This window comes from Bacillus sp. EB600, assembly GCF_024494385.1.
Classification (GTDB): Bacteria; Bacillota; Bacilli; order Bacillales; family Cytobacillaceae; genus JAEVLT01.
The window spans coordinates 13,585-38,166 of sequence record NZ_JAEVLT010000040.1; the positions used below are offsets into that span (position 1 = coordinate 13,585).

At 35.3% G+C, this 24,582-nt stretch carries 31 protein-coding genes and 2 pseudogenes; 13 read left to right on the forward strand and 20 right to left on the reverse strand.

The window, feature by feature from the left end; translation table 11 throughout:
- Nucleotides 1-128 precede the first annotated feature (128 nt).
- From JN080_RS24110 to JN080_RS30010, 4 genes are all read left to right on the forward strand, one after another.
- Complete coding sequence (locus JN080_RS24110) at nucleotides 129-884, forward strand: DUF1232 domain-containing protein (RefSeq protein WP_256238531.1); 756 nt, start codon at nucleotides 129-131, stop codon at nucleotides 882-884.
- Between the two features lie 228 nt (nucleotides 885-1,112).
- On the forward strand, nucleotides 1,113-1,547 hold the full coding sequence (locus JN080_RS24115) for a hypothetical protein (protein WP_256238532.1): 435 nt from the start codon (nucleotides 1,113-1,115) through the stop codon (nucleotides 1,545-1,547).
- Between the two features lie 18 nt (nucleotides 1,548-1,565).
- Nucleotides 1,566-1,733, forward strand: coding sequence for a DUF2653 family protein (locus tag JN080_RS24120; protein WP_256238533.1), 168 nt, complete (start codon nucleotides 1,566-1,568; stop codon nucleotides 1,731-1,733).
- 31 nt (nucleotides 1,734-1,764) lie between these two features.
- Nucleotides 1,765-1,860, forward strand: coding sequence for a hypothetical protein (locus JN080_RS30010; RefSeq protein ID WP_375141757.1), 96 nt, complete (start codon nucleotides 1,765-1,767; stop codon nucleotides 1,858-1,860).
- Between the two features lie 138 nt (nucleotides 1,861-1,998).
- Here the strand turns inward: JN080_RS30010 and dltD are convergent, their stop codons facing one another.
- From dltD to JN080_RS30015, 3 genes and pseudogenes are all read right to left on the reverse strand, one after another.
- Nucleotides 1,999-3,171, reverse strand: coding sequence for a D-alanyl-lipoteichoic acid biosynthesis protein DltD (gene dltD / locus JN080_RS24125; protein ID WP_256238534.1), 1,173 nt, complete (start codon nucleotides 3,169-3,171; stop codon nucleotides 1,999-2,001).
- Nucleotides 3,168-3,404 (reverse strand): D-alanine--poly(phosphoribitol) ligase subunit DltC, encoded by a 237-nt coding sequence (dltC, locus tag JN080_RS24130; protein WP_256238535.1) that lies wholly within the window; start codon nucleotides 3,402-3,404, stop codon nucleotides 3,168-3,170. Before dltC ends, dltD begins: the two co-directional genes overlap by 4 nt.
- A gap of 5 nt (nucleotides 3,405-3,409) precedes the next feature.
- Nucleotides 3,410-3,568: pseudogene (locus JN080_RS30015) on the reverse strand (D-alanyl-lipoteichoic acid biosynthesis protein DltB); the annotation flags it as partial.
- 345 nt (nucleotides 3,569-3,913) lie between these two features.
- Between JN080_RS30015 and ytaF the strand changes: the two are divergent.
- From ytaF to JN080_RS29725, 3 genes are all read left to right on the forward strand, one after another.
- A complete protein-coding gene (ytaF, locus tag JN080_RS24135; protein ID WP_256238536.1) occupies nucleotides 3,914-4,534 on the forward strand; it encodes a sporulation membrane protein YtaF in 621 nt (206 codons plus the stop codon).
- A gap of 208 nt (nucleotides 4,535-4,742) precedes the next feature.
- The gene (locus JN080_RS24140; RefSeq protein WP_256238537.1) at nucleotides 4,743-5,381 is read left to right on the forward strand and encodes a helix-turn-helix domain-containing protein; all 639 of its coding nucleotides are present in this window, start codon (nucleotides 4,743-4,745) and stop codon (nucleotides 5,379-5,381) included.
- A 446-nt stretch (nucleotides 5,382-5,827) separates the two neighbouring features.
- On the forward strand, nucleotides 5,828-7,039 hold the full coding sequence (locus JN080_RS29725) for an MGDG synthase family glycosyltransferase (RefSeq protein WP_256238538.1): 1,212 nt from the start codon (nucleotides 5,828-5,830) through the stop codon (nucleotides 7,037-7,039).
- A gap of 237 nt (nucleotides 7,040-7,276) precedes the next feature.
- On the opposite strand, the gene JN080_RS24150 is transcribed toward JN080_RS29725, so the two are convergent.
- From JN080_RS24150 to JN080_RS24165, 4 genes are all read right to left on the reverse strand, one after another.
- On the reverse strand, nucleotides 7,277-8,467 hold the full coding sequence (locus tag JN080_RS24150) for an MFS transporter (RefSeq protein WP_256238539.1): 1,191 nt from the start codon (nucleotides 8,465-8,467) through the stop codon (nucleotides 7,277-7,279).
- A 277-nt stretch (nucleotides 8,468-8,744) separates the two neighbouring features.
- Nucleotides 8,745-10,091 (reverse strand): sensor histidine kinase, encoded by a 1,347-nt coding sequence (locus tag JN080_RS24155; protein WP_256238540.1) that lies wholly within the window; start codon nucleotides 10,089-10,091, stop codon nucleotides 8,745-8,747.
- Nucleotides 10,088-10,777: a response regulator transcription factor gene (locus JN080_RS24160; protein WP_256238541.1), complete on the reverse strand. Its 690-nt coding sequence runs from the start codon at nucleotides 10,775-10,777 to the stop codon at nucleotides 10,088-10,090. The genes JN080_RS24155 and JN080_RS24160 overlap by 4 nt, the downstream gene beginning before the upstream one ends.
- A 48-nt stretch (nucleotides 10,778-10,825) precedes the next feature.
- Complete coding sequence (locus JN080_RS24165; protein ID WP_256238542.1) at nucleotides 10,826-12,103, reverse strand: VTT domain-containing protein; 1,278 nt, start codon at nucleotides 12,101-12,103, stop codon at nucleotides 10,826-10,828.
- Nucleotides 12,104-12,490: 387 nt separating this feature from the next.
- On the opposite strand from JN080_RS24165, the gene JN080_RS24170 reads away from it, so the two are divergent.
- From JN080_RS24170 to JN080_RS24180, 3 genes are all read left to right on the forward strand, one after another.
- The gene (locus tag JN080_RS24170; protein WP_256238543.1) at nucleotides 12,491-13,072 is read left to right on the forward strand and encodes an undecaprenyl-diphosphatase; all 582 of its coding nucleotides are present in this window, start codon (nucleotides 12,491-12,493) and stop codon (nucleotides 13,070-13,072) included.
- A gap of 226 nt (nucleotides 13,073-13,298) precedes the next feature.
- Nucleotides 13,299-13,454, forward strand: a complete 156-nt coding sequence (locus tag JN080_RS29545; protein WP_305474961.1) for a YjcZ family sporulation protein — start codon at nucleotides 13,299-13,301, stop codon at nucleotides 13,452-13,454.
- Nucleotides 13,455-13,584: 130 nt separating this feature from the next.
- Nucleotides 13,585-14,049 carry a low molecular weight protein-tyrosine-phosphatase gene (locus JN080_RS24180; protein ID WP_256238544.1) on the forward strand — a complete coding sequence of 155 codons (465 nt, stop codon included), beginning with the start codon at nucleotides 13,585-13,587 and terminating at the stop codon, nucleotides 14,047-14,049.
- A gap of 150 nt (nucleotides 14,050-14,199) precedes the next feature.
- On the opposite strand, the gene JN080_RS24185 is transcribed toward JN080_RS24180, so the two are convergent.
- From JN080_RS24185 to JN080_RS24220, 8 genes are all read right to left on the reverse strand, one after another.
- Nucleotides 14,200-16,143 (reverse strand): CoA-disulfide reductase, encoded by a 1,944-nt coding sequence (locus JN080_RS24185; protein WP_256238545.1) that lies wholly within the window; start codon nucleotides 16,141-16,143, stop codon nucleotides 14,200-14,202.
- Between the two features lie 169 nt (nucleotides 16,144-16,312).
- Entirely contained in the window at nucleotides 16,313-16,708 is a 396-nt protein-coding gene (locus JN080_RS24190) for a DsrE/DsrF/DrsH-like family protein (RefSeq protein ID WP_256238546.1), read from the reverse strand.
- Between the two features lie 208 nt (nucleotides 16,709-16,916).
- Nucleotides 16,917-17,213 (reverse strand): rhodanese-like domain-containing protein, encoded by a 297-nt coding sequence (locus JN080_RS24195; RefSeq protein ID WP_256238547.1) that lies wholly within the window; start codon nucleotides 17,211-17,213, stop codon nucleotides 16,917-16,919.
- A gap of 24 nt (nucleotides 17,214-17,237) precedes the next feature.
- A complete protein-coding gene (locus tag JN080_RS24200) occupies nucleotides 17,238-17,600 on the reverse strand; it encodes a rhodanese-like domain-containing protein (protein WP_256238548.1) in 363 nt (120 codons plus the stop codon).
- Nucleotides 17,601-17,720: 120 nt separating this feature from the next.
- Complete coding sequence (locus tag JN080_RS24205; RefSeq protein ID WP_256238550.1) at nucleotides 17,721-17,984, reverse strand: metal-sensitive transcriptional regulator; 264 nt, start codon at nucleotides 17,982-17,984, stop codon at nucleotides 17,721-17,723.
- A 94-nt stretch (nucleotides 17,985-18,078) separates the two neighbouring features.
- Nucleotides 18,079-18,291 (reverse strand): hypothetical protein, encoded by a 213-nt coding sequence (locus JN080_RS24210; protein ID WP_256238551.1) that lies wholly within the window; start codon nucleotides 18,289-18,291, stop codon nucleotides 18,079-18,081.
- 181 nt (nucleotides 18,292-18,472) lie between these two features.
- Nucleotides 18,473-19,030, reverse strand: coding sequence for a hypothetical protein (locus JN080_RS24215; RefSeq protein ID WP_256238552.1), 558 nt, complete (start codon nucleotides 19,028-19,030; stop codon nucleotides 18,473-18,475).
- Nucleotides 19,031-19,094: 64 nt separating this feature from the next.
- Nucleotides 19,095-19,577, reverse strand: a complete 483-nt coding sequence (locus JN080_RS24220) for a PD-(D/E)XK nuclease family protein (RefSeq protein ID WP_375141755.1) — start codon at nucleotides 19,575-19,577, stop codon at nucleotides 19,095-19,097.
- A gap of 18 nt (nucleotides 19,578-19,595) precedes the next feature.
- Here JN080_RS24220 and JN080_RS24225 point away from each other — a divergent pair.
- Nucleotides 19,596-19,790, forward strand: a pseudogene (locus JN080_RS24225) (IS1595 family transposase); the annotation flags it as partial.
- 87 nt (nucleotides 19,791-19,877) lie between these two features.
- Nucleotides 19,878-20,315, forward strand: a complete 438-nt coding sequence (locus JN080_RS24230) for a VOC family protein (protein ID WP_256238553.1) — start codon at nucleotides 19,878-19,880, stop codon at nucleotides 20,313-20,315.
- A 256-nt stretch (nucleotides 20,316-20,571) separates the two neighbouring features.
- On the opposite strand, the gene JN080_RS24235 is transcribed toward JN080_RS24230, so the two are convergent.
- Nucleotides 20,572-22,491 carry a 3'-5' exonuclease gene (locus JN080_RS24235; RefSeq protein ID WP_256238554.1) on the reverse strand — a complete coding sequence of 640 codons (1,920 nt, stop codon included), beginning with the start codon at nucleotides 22,489-22,491 and terminating at the stop codon, nucleotides 20,572-20,574.
- A 213-nt stretch (nucleotides 22,492-22,704) separates the two neighbouring features.
- Here JN080_RS24235 and JN080_RS24240 point away from each other — a divergent pair, with 213 nt between their 5' ends.
- Nucleotides 22,705-23,076 carry an ABC transporter ATP-binding protein gene (locus tag JN080_RS24240; RefSeq protein WP_256238555.1) on the forward strand — a complete coding sequence of 124 codons (372 nt, stop codon included), beginning with the start codon at nucleotides 22,705-22,707 and terminating at the stop codon, nucleotides 23,074-23,076.
- A 371-nt stretch (nucleotides 23,077-23,447) separates the two neighbouring features.
- On the opposite strand, the gene JN080_RS24245 is transcribed toward JN080_RS24240, so the two are convergent.
- The 4 genes from JN080_RS24245 to JN080_RS24260 form a co-directional block, all read right to left on the reverse strand.
- Nucleotides 23,448-23,582 (reverse strand): hypothetical protein, encoded by a 135-nt coding sequence (locus JN080_RS24245; RefSeq protein ID WP_256238556.1) that lies wholly within the window; start codon nucleotides 23,580-23,582, stop codon nucleotides 23,448-23,450.
- A 160-nt stretch (nucleotides 23,583-23,742) separates the two neighbouring features.
- Nucleotides 23,743-23,916 (reverse strand): hypothetical protein, encoded by a 174-nt coding sequence (locus tag JN080_RS24250; protein WP_256238557.1) that lies wholly within the window; start codon nucleotides 23,914-23,916, stop codon nucleotides 23,743-23,745.
- Nucleotides 23,903-24,046, reverse strand: a complete 144-nt coding sequence (locus JN080_RS24255; protein ID WP_256238558.1) for a hypothetical protein — start codon at nucleotides 24,044-24,046, stop codon at nucleotides 23,903-23,905. Before JN080_RS24255 ends, JN080_RS24250 begins: the two co-directional genes overlap by 14 nt.
- A gap of 36 nt (nucleotides 24,047-24,082) precedes the next feature.
- Nucleotides 24,083-24,346 (reverse strand): zinc ribbon domain-containing protein, encoded by a 264-nt coding sequence (locus JN080_RS24260; RefSeq protein WP_256238559.1) that lies wholly within the window; start codon nucleotides 24,344-24,346, stop codon nucleotides 24,083-24,085.
- Nucleotides 24,347-24,582: the final 236 nt, after the last annotated feature.

Sequence of the window (24,582 nt, forward strand, 5' to 3'; positions counted from 1 at the left end):
TTTACGACTGAATATTTTTTCTGTCAATTCATTTTTAGTAAAATAATGAAATAATTTCACTAAAAAAATGAAATAATTTCATTTTTACTGAATTTATAGCATGATATAATACCTAAGGGTGATAACGCATGGATATGAATACACAAAGCTTCGGGGCATGTTTACGGTTTGTTTTAAATAAAAAGGGCATCAGCGCTGAAGAACTAGTTAAGAGAATGAATCAAACCGGCATCGTAAAGACAAATAAACCTGCCATTTCACGAGTGATAAACGGCAAAAGAATAGCTACAAATGAGGAAGTTTCTATCATAGCAGATGTGCTAGAAAGCCCATTGTTACTAGAAGCATACAGCTTATATAAACGTTATATAGATTCCAAAGAAGAAACGCTGCTGCTGGCTTTCTATGAAGTAGTCGACCGCATTCACAATCAAAGTATTGAAGGGGCACTTCAAGAAGAGCTGCCAGAAATCAATTATGCCGTTCTATACCAGCTGGTTAAAAACCTCTATAAACAATGTCTAACATATGATGTCTCGGCACAATTAAAAGATGGATTTTTAATTAAGCTATATCATATAAGCGGATTTGCCGACATGATCCAACGGTTACGAGCAATGTATTTATGCTTTTTTCATTCTTCAAATTTAACCAAATCAGATCGTGCGTGGCTCGCGGCAGCGCTACTTTACTTTATAAACCCTATCGACTTAATTCCAGATTTTATCGTTATTGGCGGTTATACGGATGATGCAGTGGTAGCAGGGTTTATATTTTTAAAGCTTTCAACAATTTTACTTTCATTTATTAACAAAAACAAAGAAAGTACGATTACAATCAACGAAAGCCTGGAATCAAATATGCAAGCAAAGAACTTACTGTGAAATATCCTAGATAATATATGAAATTATTTCAAAATGTTTTACAGCCACGAACCGCTTAAATTTACACTGGATTTCAGGAACAAGGAGTCAGTTTGGTAACTAGAGTAGAAACGAGGACAAAAAAGGCTTCTATAAAAAAAGAATAGGGCAGCTGACAAAAGCGCTCATTCAGATTCCATGATCCTTTAAGTCCCTTTTTTCAATTGGAGAGTTAAGGAGGATTTCACAATGAAAAAACTAATCTTAATTTTTATGTTGATGTTGGCTTTTGTCTTGCCTCATTTTGCAGAAGCTAGCACTTTTAGCGGCCACAGTTCTTACCGGCACAGTTCAACAATTGGTTCCCATGTGGTTTCAAGCTTTTCTTCCGGAAGCACCTATCATTCAGGATATAAATCAGCGTCAACCAACGTCAATCGAACACCATCACACACACAGGCATCTGCCCAGCCGTCGTCAAAATTTAGAAGTTTCCTGACTCACGCTGCGGCATTTGGAGCTGGGGCCTATATAGGCAAAATGCTAAACCCATTTGGCGGGCACAACTATGGATCTCACCCAATGGCCGGTTCCGGATTTTCCATTCTTGGAATTCTGATGGATATCCTGGTTATTGTTCTTATCGTTTGGGTTATTAAAAAAGTTTTTAGAATGAGAAGATAGTAAGGAGGCGGCTTAACTTTGGAGTTACGCTTTAATGAGCAGGACATCGTCGATAGTGTTTGTGTCTACATGTCCATTCGTGAAAATGTAAAACCTGAACAGGTTGATGTCGATTTAGAGTTCACACCAGCATCAGGATTTAGTGCGTCTGCATTAACTTGCAGGACGTACAGTAAGATTATATGAACAGGATTTGATCGACGCGGTTGCCGTCTATTTGCGGGACTATCATGAATTTAATCCTGATCGTTTATCGATTGATTTAACTTTTTCTGAAAAAGAAAGTTTTACTGCTTCTATTCAAGTAAGATGATCGCAAAAACAACTAAACCGGCAGGCAGGATTTAAACCTGCCGGCTTTTTCTTGTCACTATACTCCCCTTTTTTGTCAGACCACGGACACTATCTACTCCATATGAACGCTCTGCTATCCAGCAAAGAACCAGGCACCTTATCTCTCGTTGTAAAAATCCTTAATGGCTTTGTCAACATAAACCCAGCCTTTCCAGCCAACATGCATCGTGTCTTTCAAAAAATAAGGATCGTATTCGTGGTTGGAAAAATCAGCAACTGGATAACCTTCTGCTTCAATTTGATGTTTAATCCGCTTGTAATAAGCTGTCCGTCCACTCTTGGGAAACCCGGTATAATCATACCATCTTCCATTGACTGGAATCGAGATAAATAATGGTTTCGCACCTGATTCTTTTAAAAGATCAAGCACTAGCTGAAAGTCATAATATTCAACGGAATGCCCATAGGAGACTCCCCTGTTATAGTTTCGCATGGAAGGTACCCGTTTTTTAATTTTATTGTATTTAGAATTAATGATTAAAAATGGATTATTTGTCGACTCCCGTTGACCCATTTGATTTGCTTCATGTCTTAATTGCGCCCAAGATTTATGCCGTACTACAGGATTGATTTCTCGTTTGCGAGGAGAAGCGCCAAACAATGCGTAGTATAAATCCTTTTTCCCGAGTGCACTCCTATACGCATAGGCAAATGGACGGACCAATGCTGCTTTTCCCTTATCCCACGGATTATTAGAATTTTCTGCCTTATAAAGCGTTGCAAGCATTCGATCGTCTTTTAAAGGTGCGAAATGTAATATTCGTCTCATCGCCATCTTTTTCACTTTTGGATCAATCTTATGGTTAAAAGCAAGATCATATCCCTGGAGCATTGAATAATTAGGGACAAAATGGGGCTCGTCGGCTCCTTGAGGTTGAAACCATTGTGGTGATAAGATAAAAACAAGTTTCTTTCCTTTAAGCTCGTCCGTATGTTCAGCAAAGTTAAGAAAATGGATCAATGAAATTGAGCCGCCGCGTCCAATCAGAAAAGGAGTGAATCCAGCTTTATTTTCTTTAAAGTAATTGGAAGGGTGGAATTCATCAAGCCTTGATAGCTCAGAAGAACCGTATATAGGCAAGTATCGATGATCCTGAAGCATTTTCGACTGAATATACTTTCCTTGAAACATTAATGGATTTAATTCCGTCGCTGCTTGACTTACCCTTTGTTTCGGAATCAAACGCTCAATCCAGCTATTCGGAATCATAATAAGCATAAAAAAAGTAAAAAATGCCATGATTATCGGTGAAAATAATATTTTTTTCATTTTAAATCTGCCAACCTCTTCGCGATTTTAATTGGGGTATTCCATGTATCGCGATCGAATTCGGTAATAGGGACCGTGATTCCAAAACGTTCTTCTATTTGGACAAGCAGTTCTACCGTCCCGAATGAATCAAGAAGTCCTGATTCAAATAAATCAATATTTGGATTCTCCTTTATTACATCGTCTTGGCAAATTTCTGCCACTAATGCAACAACCTGCTCCTCAAATTCCATGCGCTTCATGCTCCTTTATGAATGAATTGTCCTGAAAAAATGTAAAATCCAAAGCAAATAAAGTGAAACGTGATTATGACAGCGGCCACATGTGTCCATTTATTTTACGGCCACCATTTATATTTCTTATTAAAGTGCTCAAATGAATGATAAACAACCATTAAATGGTTTTTAAACATTCCTCGTTCTATCTATTATTCCACTTTGCCTCTTTACTATTTACCTTTTATCTTCGCATTCCGAAAAGAACTAAATGAATTTTACTTGCCACTATCGGAACTTCAAGTGGTATACATAAGAAACTTCGTACTGTACAAAAGGATCTGACCCTCTTTATCTTCAAAAGTTGGGAGTCATTTTCTTGTAGTTTTTAATTATCGTTTAAGATATAAAAATTCCCCTTGTTAGATTTACATCAGTCGTTGACATTTGATCAATCTTTTGAAATTGACAAGCACTTTTAGTCAATTAAAACAATAAAATGTAAAAAAATTAGGGAGTGTTTTATTTTGTCTTGGTTAGTCATCTTGGCTTTTGCCACTTCATCAAGTATTGATAATTTAGGAGTAGGAATTTCTTATGGTATTCGAGAGATAAAAATTCGGTTAGGTGCTAATTTTTTGATTTCCATAATCTGCTTTCTCATGAGTGAAGCTGGAATTTCATTTGGATTATGGCTTTCAAAAATTCTTCCTGGTATGTTCCCTATAATCATTGGAGCTCTTTTATTAACTATTATCGGGATTCGAATCATTTTATTAGCTGTTCCTCGTAAAAGCAAATTAGGAGAGAACCCTGAAGGACAGAAAAGTATTGAAGGTATTTTAAAAAATCCTGAAGTGGCAGATATCGATAAATCCGGAGAAATTAGTTGGGGGGAATCCGTAATTCTTGGAGTTGCACTATCAGCTAATGCACTTACTAATGGATTAGGTGCAGGTTTACTAGGGTTTTCACCGTTTGCTATTTCACTAACGGCTGCAATTGGCAGTTTTATCAGTGTTTGGGCAGGTGTTAAGTTAGGTTACAAATTATCTGCAGTGCGTATTGGCCCATTTACACTAGGCCAATTTGGAACCATCATAAGTGGAATAATTATTTTAGTGATTGCTATTAGAGAGTTCTTTTAGCATTTGGATTCATTAGACCTTAAGGAAAGCGGCATATGTTGTGGGTAACTAAAAGGCACTGTTGTTAAATTGTCAATCGATATGTATATTTCTAAATGAAACTATATAAATCATAGATTAAATGAGGTTAATAATTTTAAAATTTAAAGTGTCATATGTTTATTTTATCCTGATTAACAATAATTGGTAAATAGAGAGGGAGGTAAAGATGACTGATGTAAGAATAGATAATAATCTAGGTGTGCTTTTAAAAAAATTATTGAAAGAACGATCTTTTTCAATGAGGAAACTTAGTGAACTCACTGAAATAGATAAAGCTACGGTCTCACGGATAATAAACGGTAAAAGAAAAGCAAATCCCGAACACTTACAAAAATTTGCTGACTGTCTTGGAGTTCCTATCGTTGAATTATTTGTAGCTGCAGGTTTTCCCATTGAGCCGAAGCAGACAAAGGAGTATTCAGATATTCATACGTCTGTTTACAGCATTCAAAATGTACTTGAGTCCTCCAATTTATATGATAATAAATTTTCTATAGCAAGTGTTGAACAGCAATTAGCTAATTATAAACAATATGTACAAACTGAAGAAGGAAAAGATTATATTTTGAAGAGTTTTGATGAGAAGCTTCGGAAAGTAGGCAGCATAGGACCATTTATAAATCGTTTGAAGGATATGTATGAGAAATTTTGTTTGAAGAAAGGGACACATCTTGAACTCATTTTAATTGGAAGTGCACTAATTTACTTCATTGTACCAGTAGATGTTATTCCAGATTATATTTTTCCGTTTGGTTTTATCGATGATGCTATGGCTATCCAAATTGTTTCAAGATTACTCCAGTAAAAGAATGAAACTAGATGTAAAAATTGAACGTTTTAAATATATTCTCAACTAATCCACCTTTGCATGGTGGAAGTTCTACATAGTTATAACACCCAGTGCAAACGAGGGTTAACTCCTTAATATAGCCTTTTAGATAAAAAAGCATTTTGGTTAAAGTCGGCATATTTTCCAATAAACACGGCTGTTCTTTTTGAACCCTAGTTCAATACATTGAACCTCCCACGACTGAAGTCATGGGTGTGCGGGCGGTAAACCATTAAAGAGAAATTCCCCCCATACTGACAATAGAACATCTTTTAACTTGTAAAAGGCTTTTTTATGTTTTTAGAAAATGAACGGGAAAATGTTTCTAATCTACACTAGGAATTTATAAAACCAAAATGGCTAAATTATGATTAACGAGTGTTAAATACAAATCATCCGTTTGTGGAGGAAAGATTGGTACTGTGAATAAAAAAATCCTAATAATTTCTTCTGATTACACAGGCCACGGGCATAAAAGCATTGCTGAATCATTACAAGAAAAAATTGGTGAAAGCGAGCAAGCACAAATACATGTTGTGGATGGCTTCTCATTAGGAGGATCAGCATTATTAAATATTGGTAAATCTTATGGTCCCATTACAAGATATTCTGCCCAATTATGGAATGCAATATGGCATGTTTCTGCTATGAATTCTTATGCGATAGACAAAGGTGTAGAAAATATGATTAAAGACGCATTTTTGGTTTTGTTGGATGAAGTAAAACCAGATGTAATCTTGTCGATTCACCCAAACTTTAACGGATCAATCATAAATATTTTAAGAAAAGAAAAAATTCAAATTCCTTTTGGAACTCTTATTGCTGATTTAGTTAATATTTATCCATTATGGTGCGATCCCAGAGCTGACTTTATTCTATGTCCGACTAAAGAAGCAAAGGGAAAGTGCTTAGAATATGGCGTGCTTAAAGAAAAAATTCATGTCGTGGGATTCCCTGTTCGAGAGAGATTCCTAGGTCATCAAAGAAAACCATTTGAAATGAAATCTGAACTTAACTTTTTAATGATGAGCGGCGGCGAAGGCGTAGGGGATATGAATGCGATTGCGGAAAACCTGCTGAATCACTTTGACTGTACAGTGACGATCATTGCGGGAAGAAATGAAACATTAAAAGCAGAGTTAGAAAGCTCCCTGAAACCTCGTTTTGACAAACGTGTAGACGTTTTAGGGTTTACCAAGAACATACAGGATCTCATGCTTGCTGCCGATATTGGCATCATGAGAGGAAGCCCAAATACCATGTTCGAAGCAGCAGCAACAAATTTGCCAATGATTATTACAGGAGCACTGCCAGGACAGGAAAAAGATAATCCGTTATTTGCAGAAAAACATCTATTAGGTGTCTATTGTCAAGACAGCGAAAATCTTAAACCGATTATCGATCAGTTATTGGAAAATGATGGAGAAAAGTTAAAAATAATGATGGAATCCCAAAGAAAGTTTATCAATCCACATGCTGCACAAGATATTTTGGATTACGTAACTTCGGCTGAAAAAGGAAAGTTGAAATCAAGGAAGAGAAGAAGAACCCCTCTTGTTCTTGCTACAAGGAAATCAATTAAAAAGTTCAAACGGAGAAAGCCTTTAAAAAAATTAATACGTCGAGTCGTATAATAGTGCTTTATTTTAACCATTTTAGCGTATTTATGATTCTAACCATAGGAATTAGCCGGATTTATCTGGGAGTCATTATCCCAGTGATATAATAGCTGGTTATTTTATTAGTGCCTTCTGGCTTACCTTTGCCATTGGGGTTTATCAAAGATATACAGAACGACAATATAAACGGAAACAGACGAGTTAAAACAACAAGGACTAGTCCTAAATTGAGGGCTAGTCCTTGTTTACACGTTATATACGAAGGATGAACATTAGCAATGCCGAAATAATAGCGAGTAAACTGCTTACACCAAAAGCTGTAAAAGCACCAAATGACTGCCACAAAACCCCTGCCAATACACTTGCTGGCAATGCGGCTACACCCGTTAATGCATTAAATGTTCCCATTGCCATACCTCTTTGACCTTCTGGTACCATATCAGCCACATAAGACTTTTGAATACCTTCTGTAGTAGCGTAATATAACCCATAAAAAATAAATAAAATCCAAATTCCAGGGACTGTATGTACAAGTCCAAAGCCAAGGTAAATGAGTGCAAACATTACATAACCTGTAATTAAAACTGGTCGGCGACCAATACGATCGGAAATCATACCAAATGGAGTAGAAAAGATACTTGTAACGATGTTGTATGCAAAATAAGTCAGTGGTATATATTGAGCTGCCATACCAACGTCTTTGGCCCGCAAGATAAGGAATGCATCAGAGAAGTTCCCTATGGTAAAGAGTGTAGTTATAAGTGTGAACCAAACAAAACGTGAACCAAGCCCCTTAAAGCTAATCTTGGGTAATGATCTTACATTGCTTTGTGTTTTTGCTGGATTCCTTTTATCCTTTAAGAAGATGATGAGGAGTAATGTTGCAAGTAATCCAGGGATTGCAGATAACCAAAATACAGCCTGATAACTCCCATTCCAATAAGTAAGAATCAAATAGGTGACCAAAGGGCCAAGAGCAGCACCCAGTGTATCCATTGACCTTCTAAATCCAAATGCTTTTCCACGTTCTTCCTTATTAGTAGTATCGGCAAGGATGGCATCTCGTGGGGATGTACGAATCCCTTTTCCAAAGCGGTCCGCAAACCGAATAAAGAGAACTTGACCCCAAGATGATGATAGTGCGAAAAAAGGTTTAATCAGATTAGATAATCCATAACCTACTACCATTAACAGTTTTCTTTTGCCAAATTGGTCAGAAATCCATCCAGAGAAAAACTTTAATACGCTTGCCGTGCTCTCAGCAATCCCCTCAATAATACCTACAGTCCCAACTTGCACATGTAATACTGTTGTTAAATATAGTGGAAGGACAGGAACAATCATCTGGCTAGAAAGGTCGGTCAATAGACTAACCATTCCAAGGACAAAAATAATTGAGTTTAATCCGAAAAATTGTTTTTTCGATTGTCGTTCAGATTCCATAACTTCACCTCTTTTAGGAAATACCGAAAGTCAGTACCAGGCCTTGCTGCAACACATCTTCATCTGAATATCAATATGAATAATTTTATACTTATTCGTAACTTTTATTAAAATCAGGATTGAAAATTGAATTTCACATATACGGATCATTCTTCCGTTCAAAAATTGATCGAAAAATAAAATGACCTAATTTGAATAGGTCATTTACTTTTTCTGGTTCTATTTCAGCAGCCTCCTTATCAAAGATAAGATTGTTATTACAGTGATCCATAGCTTTTTACTGCGGGAAGATTAATACTACCTCTGTTCCTTCCCCTTCTTTGCTTATAATGTTAATCTCAGCTTTATGCAATTTCATAATACTTTTGGCAATATGAAGACCTAAACCGGTGCCTCCTGTTTCCCTGCTTCTTGCCTTATCTACACGGTAAAACCGTTCAAAAATATTTTTTATCTCTTCCTGCGGGATTCCAATTCCATAATCTTTTACTCGTATAACGGCATTTTGCTCAATGTTTTCTAAAAACACTTCAACTTTGTCATTACTGTATTTTAGTGCATTATCAAGTAAAATAATGATCACCTGTTTGATTTTTAATTCATCTGCACGAATAATGGTTGAATGATCTTTAAAATGTAATATTATTTCACGTCGATATACATCTTTAAGTTGTTTTAAAATGCCTTGGCATAAAGATACCAAATCAACCTCATTTATTTCTAAAATCTCTTTTTTCTCTAAATTAGCTATGTCTAGAAATGTCTCGGTCATTTTTTGAATTCTAGTTGCCTCTGAATGAATGGCTTGGATTGCTTCGTTAGCCATTTCTTTATCATCCAATCCATGCCTTCTCAAAAAATTAGCATAACTCTTAATCACTGTTAAAGGTGTTTTTAACTCATGAGAAGCATCAGAAACAAACTGTTTTTGTTTTTCCATATTTTCTTGAAGTCTTTGAATCATACGATTAAACGTTCTTGCCATTGTCTGGAGTTCATCCTTTGTTTTATTTTCAGTGATGATTTTCTTGGGAACACCACTCTTTTCAATTTCCTCCATCGTTTTAATCATATTAGAAATCGGTCTCATGATTATATTAGCTAGCCATCGTCCTCCGAGTAATGATAAGCAAGCAGCTAATATAGTACAAAATCCTAAAATGGCACGAAGCATCTCTTTTCTCGATTCCAACCCTATTAAGCGTTCCCCAATTTCCAAGCTACTATTAATTTGATTTCCACTATTTATAGGAACACGGACAATTAATACTTCCTCTTCGCCGTGTTCGGCCGAAATCAAATATGTCTGGGTTTGGTTTGTCTTGACGTATTTACCTTTTATTTTTTTTGATAGTAATGAATCATTTGTTACCTCATGAATCACTTTGTTCTGTGGCTGGATAATCCTGATATAAGAGTTGTCAGTTAAATAACTATTTAATTTTCTGTCAATATCACTGGAATCGAGATCTTTTAAAATGTCGCCTGCCTTTTGAAATTGGGAATCTTCCTCCATATTAATCGTAATTTTCATGAATGAAAAGTAAACTACCATATTAATCACGATCATTATGCATAACATCCAAGCAGTTGTTAAAAGATTAATTTTTGTGGTGATCCTCATCTATTTTCTTCCTTTATCGTATATCCTACACCACGGACGGTTGTAATAAATGGGAAAGAAAAGCCTTGATCTATCTTTTTCCGAAGATGTGTTACAGTGACATCTATTATGTTCGTTTCACCTTCATAGTCAAATCCCCAAACATTCAGTAGAATGTTATCTCGTGAGACCACTTTATTTTTATTCGTTACTAAATAAACAAGAAAATCGTACTCCTTTGGAGTTAAGGAAATGGTCTTGCCGTGCCTTGATACCTCTCTTGTATCTATATCTATTACTAAGTCGTTAACCTTCAATACTGATTTTTCTTCCTCTGATTGAGAATGATCGCGTAAACAGGCACGAATTCTGGCCAATAATTCTTCAATTTCAAAAGGTTTTGTAACATAGTCATTTGCTCCATGGTCTAAGCCAGATACTTTATCCATTGTTGTATTTCGAGCTGTTAAAAGAATAACAGGGGTATTCCTGTTTTCCTTTCTTAATCTCCTCAATACTTCGATTCCACTTAATCCTGGCAGCATCACATCCAATAATATCAAATCGATATCTGTTTGTAAGGCGGTCTCTAAACCTGTTTTACCGTCATGCTCTACTGTTACCTGATAACCTTCGTATTCCAACTCCATTTTTAAGACACGGGCAATCTTGGTTTCATCCTCAACCACAAGAATATGTGTTTCCACCTCAAACTCTTCCCTTCTAACCAAATCGTAATTTCCTCATATTCAAGTTTAATACTTTTCAAGGACAAGTCGAAACATTTCAAACAACAAGAAGTTGAAAAATATCCAAACACCGCCATATACATATCCACCAACAAGATCACTTGGCAGTACATTTGTCAAAGTGATATTCACAATCGCTAGACCCATTAATATGACTAATCCAATCAAAGGAACAACGATGGTCAAATAAATCTTATCCGAATGACGAACCAGTAAAAATAAGCAGGTTCCATAGATGACAACTATAATAATGGCATTTAAATCAGGAAAATTGGATGAATGAAATTTCTCCACGAAACCAAATTTTCGGAGGAAAGAAAAAACCTCCATAATGGATGCACGAAAAGGGATGGCTCCAAAAATGGAAACGATAAGTAAAAGATACTCCAGCACCCTGTTTCTTCCCTTTATCCAAATGCGGATAATGGTTAGCACGACAATGCTGCCAAACGCAAAGGGCTGTTGGAATACTAAAAATCCCTGCATCCAACCCATATAAACGACAGAGTGAACCATATATTCAGTGATTTGATTGAACTGAGTAAACTCACTATATAAATAGTCTTGTGCCATTCCCAACATTAGGCTAACCATTCCGATTAAAACTAAGGTGAGAGAGATCAGAAAGATTTCTGTTGCTCTTATGGTTTTTAGTCGAGAGCTTAACCTTTGTAACAACCGAATAAAAAAGTCCTTAATTTGGTTTTTATAAAATCGATACACCAAGAATCCTGCTAATAAAACAGCCAAAACAATAAGAAAAAGGACTAAATATTTACTTGCTGCTTGATGGAAAGCCTTCCATTCGGGACCCAATACTTTTCCTAATGTGATAAAACAAATTCCCCATAAAAATGCACCTGTATAGGCAGGTATGATAAATTTTCGAAAAGGTATTCTAGAAATCCCTGAAACATAACCAGTAAAATGTCGAACCCCTGGAATGAAATAGGCAAAGATTAATAATTTACTCCCTGACCGCTCAAACCAAGCGGCTATTTTATTATATCTTTCAGGTCCGAGGTGTATATATTTCCCGTACTTTTCGATTAGTTTATATCCGCCTGCCTTCCCGATCCAATATGTTACTGTAATACCCGCACCCGCTGATAGAAATACAGTAAAGAGTGCCAAAATGTAATTCATTTTCCCTTGATATACAAAGTATCCTGCATAGCTCATTAGGACTTCCCCAGAAATTGGGAGAGCCATGAGTTCTAAAAAAATCCCTATAAATAAAATTAGATAACTATGTTGTGCAAATAAAGATAGTAAATATGACATAAATGCCTCCAAATATTTCGAACGTTAAAAAAGATCAATCCACTTTCATTTTATCTACAATGTAGCACTTTTTTTAAATTAATTTTTCATCTTAAGGAATTTTTAATGTTTTATTCAGTGAATGAACAGGTTCATTCTATATATTTAAGTTACCCAGTTTTGATAAACATTTTAACTGTTTCTGGTTTGATTGTTGCGATGGGACGTATTGTCGATGACTGTTAAAGAAGCTGTGTTGAATGGCAGTCTTTCAAGAATCAGACCAATCTTAATGACAGCAGCTGCAACAGTTCCATTTTAAGATATAAAATGGAATTTAAAAATTTATTATAGGAAACATCATGATTAATGAGTTAGACACTTCATTAACCTCAAGGAGGGTTTTAAATGAATTACAAATTATTTCAAGCTATCAATCAAAGTGCAGGCCATCATCCCTTTTTAGATGGTTTAATGGTTTTCGTTACGAAAGATGCATTGATTGTTTATGCGTTAGTTCTGCTTCTTATGTGGTTTTTCGGAAAAGAAAAATATAAATATACAGTTGTATTTGCCGTAATAACTGGAGCATTAGGGTTATTTATTAATTTTATCTTAGGTCATATCTATTATGAACCTCGTCCATTCATAACACATCATGTTCATTTATTGATTCAACACGCAAAAGATTCTTCGTTCCCAAGCGATCATACAACAGGTGCATTTTCACTTGCACTGGCGGTTTTATGGCGGAAACATCGTAAAATTGGGATTGGAATGCTCTTATTTGCAATATTAACTGGAACTTCTCGTGTTTATGTTGGCCACCATTATCCTTTTGATGTACTAGCAAGTATTATTGTTGCATTATTTACGAGTAGGCTTGTATATACATTTAATTCGGTGTTTAGGCCAATTGGGCGTATTATTATCAACACTTACAACCGAATTCCATTGGTTCCTAAAACTGAACAAAACCTTTCAAAATAAGGAAATCAAAAACATCGGTTTTTAGCCGATGTTTTTTACTTTAGATTGACTTCTCCTTTAATCTTTCCTTGAATAGAACATGTTAAAATCTGGTGTGATCAGTCAAGATGAAAAGGTTATGAAATTGATGAAAAATTTCTTGGGCAATTATAAAGTTTGCAAAAACCTCTTATTCTTTTTAACATAATCCCCTTCAGTACCTTCACATAAAAAATAAGCAGATTTAATGCTAGAGCTGTTCCATATTTCTGTTTTGTACATATTTTGTAATTACGAATGGAATGAGGCTCTTTACGTGGCAGATGGTGCATACGAAGCTGGTTTTACTCTAATCATTGTATTGTTTATACTTCTTATCATCGTTGGAGCAGCTTCGTATTAAAGGGCTCCAATAATGGCTGGAGGTGTGCAATACAACACACCTGTCTAATCCACTATTTTGTAAATACATAATTCATTTCAAAAAAGACTATTAAAATGGGAAAAAAGATAAATTAAAAGGGGTTAAGTACATGATCAACGTTTTATTTGTATGCTTGGGGAATATTTGTCGTTCACCGATGGCTGAAGCTTTGTTTCGTTACTTAGTCAAAAAAGAAAAATTGACAAACAAAATTGCAGTTGATTCCGCTGCAACCAGTTCATGGCAATTCGGCTTCCCTCCACACGAAGGAACTCTTGATATTCTAAAGAAATACAATATCTCTTCTAATGGGCTTGTTGGACGCCAACTAAAGAAAGAAGACTTTTGGAAGTTCAACTATATTATCGGTATGGATGAAAGCAACCTCAAAAATATTTACAGGATATTCGGCAAGCCTAATCATCCAAAGATCATTAGGCTGCTCGACCTAACCAAATACAGGAAAGATGTCCCCGATCCATTTTTCACAGGTGATTTTGATGAAACCTATCGTCTTGTTTCAGCCGGCTGCCGGGCATTACTCATAAAAATACGCAGCGAACATAACTTATAACAACAAAAAGGTGTTTTTATAGGTTTTATACAATGATATGAACATCTATAATAGGTATTTATATCATTTTGATGAGTCGCAAAGCTCTATAATCTGTTATGGCATAATTATTTACACTCTCCTAGTGGTTTTCACCTTCAGCATGTACCTCTATTTCTTTTTAATCCAAAATTTAATGACTGGTCCATCTTGTTCTGTTTTTAGGATTGTATGGCCAGCATTTTTCGACCATGCAGGTAAGTCACTTAATGTTCCTCTATCTGTTGCATGAAGTTCCAAAACTTGATTACTTTCAATTGTCTCTATGCCTTTTTTTAATTTCACAATAGGCATCGGACATGATAATCCGGTTACATCTACAATCTCATCCACTTTTATATCTTTTTCATCTGGAATAATGGTTTCACCTAAATCATTTGTTGTTGTTTCTACATTCAAATGAATATTACTGCCATAGACAGATGAATATGTTTTCCAACCGCCATCGACATTTTTTACATGATACCCGCTATTTTTCAAAATTCGACTAGCTAAATATCCTCTCAAACCAACTTGGCAGCTCACGTATACCGTTTTGTCCTTTGGTATTTCACTTAGTCTCTTTCTAAGATCGTTTAATGGGATATTGACAGACCCATTAATATAACCAAATTCACGCTCCATCGGTTCACGGACATCAATTAACAGCCCGCCATCAGCAACAATTTGATCTACCTCATGCCATTGAATATGTTCTAACTCCCCTTCGAGCAGGTTTGTTGCCACATAACCTGCCATATTAACAGGATCTTTTGCTGAAGAATATGGCGGCGCATAGGATAGTTCGAGATTGGTTAACTCTTCAACTGTTAAACTACCTTTGATCGCTGTTGCAATGACATCTATTCGTTTTTCAACTCCATCCACCCCTACAGCTTGTGCACCATATATCTTACCGGTTTTTTTGTTAAAAATAAGTTTTAACGAAATTTGCGAAGCCCCTGGATAATAGCCTGCGTGTGAACTAGGATGGATATGAAGAACCTCATAAGGTATACCAATACGTTTTAGTGTTTTTTCATTGTTTCCAGTTGAAGCTACCGTTAAATCGAATACTTTTGCCACTGATGTACCCAGTGTTCCTTGATATTTCTCTTTTTGTCCCATCATATTTTTCGCTGCAATTCTCCCTTGCCTATTTGCCGGTCCAGCAAGAGGAATCGCTGTTTGATTTCCATTAATATAATCTACTACTTCAATGGCATCACCTACAGCATATATATCCTTATCAGAGGTTTGCAGATATTCATTTACGGTAATATGGCCTCGTGCCCCTAATTCAAGTCCAGCTTTTTTTGCTAATTCATTTTCTGGTCTTACTCCAATAGAAAGAATGGTCATATCTGTTTCTACTTTCGTACCATCAGATAAAATGGTCTTCTTTCCATGATCTCCAAAAGATTGTACACCATTTTCTAGTATTAATCGGGCACCTTTCTCTTTGATATGATGGTGTAAAATACTTGCCATTTCAAAATCAATCGGCGCCATTACTTGATTAGCCATTTCAATAATCGTGACTTCAATCCCACGGTCTGCCAGGTTTTCTGCCATTTCAATACCGATAAATCCGCCTCCAACAATAACTGCTTTTTTCGGCTTTTGTTGATCTACATAGTTTTTGATTTTGTCAGTATCGGGAATATTTCTTAGAGTAAATAATGTGTCATTTTCCTTTAGGCCTGGGATTGAAGGTACAATCGGGCTTGCCCCAGGTGATAACAATAATTTGTCATATGTTTCTTTGTACTCTTCACCGTTTCGTAAATTTTTAATCGTTACCGTATGATGATCAGGATCAATGCCCACTACTTCACTTAGATTGCGAATATCCATGTTAAACCGATCTGACATACCTTCTACTGTTTGTACCAATAATTTACTTCTATCAGTAATGGTTTCCCCAATATAATAAGGTAAACCACAGTTTGCAAATGAAATATATTCGCCACGTTCAACAAGAATAATCTCTACGTCTTCACTTATTCTTCTTAACTTTGCTGCAGCTGTAGCCCCGCCTGCAACTCCACCCACGATAATCACTTTTTGTGTCATGCAACATCCTCCTAATGTTTTATGCGTGATTTTTCACACCAACTTCTTAGTAATACCCCATATGGTATAAACAGAGCAAAAAAATATATAGCGGTTTTGTTTCAAAAGCTTGTAAGTAAAACAGACTATGCTGAATTCCGCTTGCAAGCATGGTATCTATACATGTACATTAGAAAGTAAGTGTTACATCAGCATCTTTAGCAAATTGTAGAAATGTTACAGCGCCACCGACTTCAATTCCATCAACAAATACTTCTTTTTCAAGTCCCATTACATCCATTGTCATTTGGCAGCCAATCAATTTAACTCCTAATTCTTGTGCCATTGCAACCATATCAGGAATAGAAGGTACATTTGACTTTGCAAAACCTTCGGCAAAATGCTCTTTTCCTGCCGGCATAGGTAGCTGTTTATTTGCCTCTTTATGAATTAAGTTTAATCCTTCAAAGGTAAAGAAAATAGCAACCTCTTGATCCATTGAAGCAGCCGCTGTTGCAATATTAAATACTTTGTATGCATCGAATAATCCACCATTGCTTGCGATAATTGCTACTTTTTCATTCATTAGTATGCCTCCTATTTGGCCATTAAAAGTAATTTTAACTACAAACATCATTTTATACCCATATGGGTATATAGTCAATAAAAATTACATTACGTTAGTATTTACCGGGACTGCTAATCCTTTTGCATCTACTATTTAGGTTTGCTTTCATGTTGTTCATTACAAACCTGCTTTTTTATACCCATTGGTATTTTTATATTTTAAATATTCATTCTACTTTACCTTCCCAAGCAAGCATTCCACCCTCCATGTTGATCACGTTAAATCCATAGCTCTCAAGGAATTGTGTGGCACGAGAACTTCTGCCTCCGGAATGGCAAACCATGACATACTCCTTTGATTTATCCAATTCATTCATGCGAAACTCAATTAATCCTAAAGGAATAGTAATAGCACCAGGGATTTTACCAGATGCTACTTCATCCACCTCACGAACATCAATAACATTTACATTCTTTCCCTGATTTAATAATGTTTCGACTTCTTTTGCTGAAATTTGTTTCATATTATTATCCTCCTAATTTCGGGTTTAGATCCAAGCACTGATGCCGCCTTTGACATTGGTTACTTTAGTAAATCCTAAGTTTTTAAGTATTTTACTTGCCTTCTGGCTTCTCATTCCACTTTGACAAATGACAATTACTTCTTTTCCCTTTAAAAGTTCTATGTCCGCTTTTTGAGCAAGCTGATTGAGAGGAATATTTTTAAATCCCCTGATATGGTTTCCTTTAAACTCACCCGGTGTTCGGACATCAACAAATTGTTTGTTCTTGTCATTTAATTCTTTTTTTAAATCTGTTATGAAAATATTGTTAACCCCTTTTATTGGAAAGAATCGTTTGATTATAAAGAAAAGAATTAATACAATGACAATATAATTTAGATACTGCATTTGTAAACCTCCTTTTGTAACACTAAAATTAAATACAGGTATGGGTATTTTAAAATTTAAAAGATTATCTTTTTTTTAGGGTAGAGAGTGAATCATAAAAGAGGGTGTCAACCCGTTTATTTATTGACTTTTTACTAAAAGATTAACAGCATCTTTCACTAATTCTTCCATGCTTTTTCCATCACGGATCTTGGCTTCTTGAACACATTCAACTAAATTAGAACTTACAATAACCCCTATTGTACGATCAATAGCTGCTCTTGATGCCGATAACTGGGTGATAACCTCTTTACAATCCTTATTTTCCTCCATCATTTTTATAATGCCTCTCAACTGACCTTCAATTCGTTTTACACGGTTTTTTATTTGATCATTGTAATTCATGCTTCTTCCCTCCTTCAATGAACCAATTTCATTGACAAGTCATATAATATACCCTACTGGGTATTTAGTCAACTTTAGATTATTATGTAATTTTTTATTTTTTACTGCTTTTTTCGATGATTTCAGCGATATGGTCCCTGACCAGTTTGTTATGTACTTGTGTTTGCCCATACATCAATTGGTTGTTTCCTTTTATCCATTGAGCAAAAAAATTCCAATCCTTTATGGATCCGTCTTCAGTTAAGATGCCTAAGTAAACTCCATCGCCTTTGCCAACCTGCCAAATCGCCTGAGCTGTTTTTAGCACATAGTGCAATTAGTTAATTTATTTTAGTATTTGGTGGCTTGATCGAATGCTTCTTTGGTTTTTGCATCAGTAGAAACAAAGGCGATAGTTTGTCCAATTTAAATATCTTAATCTAGTCAAATTCATTATTTAGAACACTTCCCTGGACCAATCAGTAAGTAAAAAAATCTAATCCTCGTCATCATCTAATTAAATTCTCTTTTTTCATTTCATGAATAACTTCATCTATACAATGTTCAATTGCATAAAATTGCTCTTTTATATTGCCAACTGTTTCAAAGATTGTCGTAGCTTGAATCTGAATAGTCATGACAAGTAATTTTGAATTTTTCGGTTTTGCTGGGATACCCAGCTTATGTGCTTTTTCAAAAAGCCTTTCCCCAAAAACTCGCTTATTTTCCATAAACCTATTATAATCAGGCAAAATTTTAATTTTACTGTGTGGTTTATATGGAAATGATTCAAATCGAATTCCAATCTCCTTCACACTTTTACTTTTGTTATCTAACATATTTATATAGGTATCAATATGGATATTAAACGTTTGCCCAAGTCCTAACTCCTTAAATGATTTGCTACTGATCCAATTTGGCTTTGAAATTAAAAATAAAAAGTTACTTCGGCCAGCGCCCCCTGCTTCACCCCAATCTAAATGTAGCCCTTTATTCGAATAAAATGTTTCAAATAAAATTGTTTGCCAGCAAATTTTACGCTGTATTCCGTCCATTTCAATATTCAATTCAATGCTTTCATATGGCTTATTTAATGGCTCGTAAAATTTAAGGAGTTTCTGTTGAAAATCTTTAAATATAAACTGAAGAAGTTTCCTCCTGTAGTGGCCAATCTCCCAGTAAAAATATGTTATAGTTTAAAAATGAAAATTGTGAATTTTTAGGACTGGCTGTTGTATCAAGTGCCAAAAAGATGTAATGAAATTCTGAATTTTCGAAAGCAACCTTGTACTTATTGGCAATTCGAGTTCTTGCCTCCAATGACTCGTAACGGTTAGTTTGTTCATGTCCTTCTGCAGCACCCATTTTATTTTCTAAAATGATAAATTTCATTTTGTTATCAGTTGATGCGCGAATAACAATATCAGGAGTTCCTATATTTTCACCCAGTCCAACACGTGAATCTATCAGAAAAGTTGTGTTCCCCCCTACTTGAATCTTCGCTTCATTTAAAAAGCGAATTAAAAACTTATTGGAATCTTTAAAACAGTTGATCAGAAAATCTGAAATTGTATCTTCTCTATAAAAAATATTTAACGCATCAAAAATGTTCATTATTAGTTCTCCTCCTGATTGAAACAATTCATAAGCCGATTTAAAGGTGTCGCAACGAAGTACCTTGATAACTACCTAGCCTGGTTTTTGTTTGTCGATAGCCGCAGTAACGAAAACACAAAGCACAATATTAAAGATTTTCAATTATCATTATTTGTCTTTGAAATGACAGATACTTACGATAGTTTACGCTTATCAAAATTCGCTGTATAGTGCTTATTTAACAAACGTGACAGGAATTTGCAATAAGTTTGTTGAATAATACTGCGATGAGTACTTGATCTCAAGGAGGTATGAGATATGAAGATCAATAGAATAGATCATGTGAGTATAAACGTAAATGATCTTTCAGAGGCTAAAGCGTTTTTTCTTGATTTAGGACTTGAAGTGCAAGCAGAATGGGAATTGGATGGAGAACTGTTGGACCGAATAGTTGGGCTTAATGATGTTAAAACGGCATGTGTAGGATTGGGGATGCCAGATGGTCAGGCATGGATAGAGCTAGTCAAATTTTATACGCCGTCAGATGAAAAAGATATTCAGCAACCTTTTGCAAATACGCTGGGTATCCGACATATTTGCTTTGCTGTTGAAGATATTGAAGCTATTGTTGCAAAATTGAAAAAGAAGGGCACGGAAATCTTTAGTGAAATACAGCAATATGAAGAAAGTTATAAGTTATGCTACGTTCGTGGTCCAGAAGGAATTATTTTAGAGTTGGCGGAGAAAATCAAATAAACAGACGATATGCTGACATATATAGAAATACTTCGCTTAACTAAACACACTGATATTTAAGACTGGACGGCTGTCTTTTTTAGGGGCAGTCGTTCTTTCCCCTTGTTGGACAAACGGGGGCATTAGCTAAAGAAAAAAATGGGGAACCTTGACAAATGAAGGTTCCCTTAATTGATTATATAAAAAATCAACATTTAAATTTAACAGAGCCTTTCTAAAAAAGACGGTCTAGAAACCCTTTAATAGTTATGATGCATTAATTTATTTGTCCTTTTTCGATCTTTTTTGGGGCTCTAGAATTTAATATTTGATCCATATACTCCGTAAATTCTGATTCCCCCGAATAAGACAAACACAAATACTCCTTCGCCCTTGTCATTCCAATGTAGAGGAGTGATACCTCACGCTCCTTGTCCTCCTCCAATGGAAACGGCATGGAATCGACATTGACGATAAAGACAGCTTGAAAATCCAAGCCCTTGCTGCTGTCAATGGTGCTAATTTTGACTTTGCCATCTTCTTTTTCAAATGAACGCTTCGATTTATCATCTTCCGTAATCCAATAATAAGGAAGTCCTTCAGCACTTAACGAGCGCTTAATGATGTCGATAATCGGATATTTATGTGTCCGTTTTACCCGGTAAAGAATAAGTATCTCGTCTAAAGGAACCTTTCGATCGACATGAAGCCTCTTAATTTGTCTTGCTACTACTCTCATTTCATCAAAAAAATTAGCTGCCTTGATGATTCCTGGTTCAGGTCCTTTTCGTTTTGTGCTTTGTGGTGCGATAATTTCGCCATCTAGATTACGGTTAACGACTTTATTTTTAAACATGGAATGTTCACGGTAGAAGTCCCAGGCAAACTTCACAATTTGCGACGTATTTCGGTAGTTAATCGATAACACCTTTGACCTGCCTTGGAAGCTCAGCCCTGTGTCCTGCAAATAAGAGCGCTTTCTTTTATAAATGGTCTGGGCCCGATCTTCAACTAATAATAAAGACTGCGTTTCTTCGTTTATAAGTAAGCTTACAAGCCGAAGCCACTCCGCTTCGAAATCTTGGCCTTCATCTATCAAAATCGCATCATAGGTTGGCAGAATTGCTTCCTTCCTCTCGATTTTCTCAATGATTTCAGGCAATTGCTGCTCCCTTATTTTCAAATCATTTTTTAACCAAGAATGAAAATTACGTACAATTATGTTTTTTGTATGTACTGGCGTATTGTTGGTTTCTCCTGAAAAGTTAAAATCAAATAGATCCTCCGGTTCATTCAGCATGTGAAGGATCATTTGCTGAATCGCATTGGCAAGTGAAATATTGTAGCACAGTATAAGGATTTTCCAATCAGGATTTTGTTTTGACAGCATTTTGGCCCTGCTGGCCAAAATAATCGTCTTACCGCTCCCTGCTACACCGCGGATTAATCGATTTTTATCACCAATTTGTTTAGCCAAATTTTCCTGGTGGAGGTCCATAGTCTTAATATCATGAAGGGAAAGCAGCAGTTGATCCTGATAGGGTACAGGTGGTTTAAATTCAGCACTAATCCGGACCTCTGGAAACAGATGATAGCGAATGGCATCAATGTCCTCATTTGAAAGTGGTTCTTTTATACGGTATGGAACAACAAACATATTCAAAATTTTTTCCATAAGGATTTCCTCTGAAAACTCATCCTTATCGGGATCAATTTCCTCTCTCGTGAAACAAAGATTCGGCTCAATAACCGTGTAAAGTCCTTCTTCAACAAAGTCTTTGGAAAACATCCTTGTAAAAACGACTCCAAAGCCATATGGAAATTTTAAACTAAACTTATACTTACCATCTAATTGAATTAAATTTTTATCCTTCTTTAGGACATCAACCACATGAAACATGTTGTCTCTGGCTTGCTTCATTGGGCTTTTGATTACTGCCTGATCCCCTAAAGTCGTGATAATGTGCCATTCTTCATGGTTTATTTGAAAAAGCGTCTTTTTTGTATAATCTTTGACTTCTAACACAAGAATTCCTAAATCCGGACCAATAATTACAAAGTCAGGTCTTTTGCCCTGTATTTCCGGTTCAAAGTAAACAATGTAATCGTCCGGTAAAAATATTTTTAAAGTGCGAAATAATAACCGTTCACCCGTTGTGGCCGTTGATCGAATGGTTTCCGGAACTGTAACCGCCATAATAACCACTCCAAAATTTTCATTTTTCTCCATTATACAACAAATAGTATAATAGCCTTAAGAAAATATTGAGAATTACTAAAAAATAGTACCAAACAATTAACAATTTTCACCAAAAGTATTGTTTTTTCTTCCTATTATTTTAATAATAGAGTTAAAGCAACTTTTCCGATATACATAGATAAATGACTCTAGGAAATAGGAGGTGTTATTGTGCTTAAGGGGATTTTAGAAAAACTATTTAAAGCGGATCAAAAGGCAGCTCAACCAGAAGTACAAACGATTAGCCAAGCTGATGTGGAGGCTTTAATAGATGCAAAGTTAAAAGAACATGCTGAAACAATCCAAACTAAAGAATCAGACTCTAACCAAAAAGGAACGGCAAATCAAGATGATGATAAATTAACAGCAAAGCAAGTCGATTATGCCCTATCCCTAATTGCAAAGTTGAATGGTGAATATGTGTTGGCGATTGATCAATCTCAATTAACACTCAAAGATTTAAATAGATTAATAGGATATAATCGTTACAAGAATAAAGGAATCCTTGTGAATTTAGTTAAAAAAGGGGTATTAAAGAAGTAAGTCGATTTATTGTTATTCATACTTCAATCAAAGAAGGCTCGGGAAAAAAGGCCTGCCCCCAGTGTGTTCACTAAATGGTCCTAAACATGAAATTGGCGCGATCATCTTTCGATAATCGCGCTCGTTAATGGAAATAACTAAGATATTAGGGACTCTAAACTGAAAGTCGATAAATGGTTATTCTACTAACGCCCCCGTTTGTTTGAGCACATTTCTTCACAATCTTCTTTGTGAATAAAAAGGTTATACCAAATTATGCATCATCACACTTTAGATTTAATATCGAACAAAGGTGTGTTAATAATGAATTAGCACACTCTTTTTACTAAATCTACAAATCAACCCGCTTAGGGTATACCTCTTTTATTTTTTCATTCACTGCTTTGTGTAGTATTAAAAAATTCAGACTGATCTTTTTTGTTAGCCTTTACCTTATTGTTGTTTTTACCCATTTTTCCATCTGATTCATAACTTAATTTCTGCGTTACCTTTTTGTTCTCTTCCATAATTTCCCCTTTCCAACGTTAGTAAAAATCATAGATATGTTTATAACTATTAACTAACCACACTGTATCTTGACATAAAGTAAGTTCGGTCTTCCGTTCCACGCTTTAAGTTTTGTAGGATTAAAAGATAAGTCAATCAGATATAAATTGACTTAAACTATTACGTTTTTTGGTTATTGATTGTATTATTAACTAAGTTTTGAGTCGCATCTCGAGACGACTCTGCCGTATTTTCAATAGCCGGCTGCACGTAGTTTAAAGCTGACTGATTTATGTTTTTAAATATTTTCATTTTATTTTCAGGATCGTTCTGATTTTGATTACTTTCCTTCATTGTTAATTCCTCCATTGTTTTCTTTCATCTTTTTATTCTTTGATTTATTTTGAAAAATATACAAAACAACTCCTTTTTTAACCTGAACCGTTAGCATTACAAGAAAAAGGATCGCCGTAGCGATCCTCATCTTTAACTCTTTTGGGTATTAAGTTTTACCGTAGGATTATGCTTTTTTCCAACGTTTAAGAGTTGGTAATAAAGTTGTCAGTTCTTTTCTTGCTTCTTCTTCGCCTATTGTTTTTCCCCAAACAGGTACAAGCATCTCAATCATTTCTTCCATAGATAGATTGGGGTCAATAAATTTTCCGTCTTTATAGCAATATGTACAGTAAATGCTTTTACTTCCGTCTGGTTCTGTTGCTATTAAATGTACGTGTTCTTCGTTAAAAGGTAAGCCACAACTTTGACACATTGTTATTTTTGTCATTTTTATCATTTCCTTCGTATAGTATATAAACTCTGTCTTACTACAAATGCGACTGAACAATATTATATTTAATTGAAATTACAATAATGTATAAGTATATTTTCATCATAGTATTAAGTATACAAAATTGCACTTGAATTTTAGGCATTTCTCATTAGAATTAGTTTAAATCACTAATTAATATTATATCACTTAATAATTGCTGGATTTTAATTTAAAATTCTTATTTGACTAAC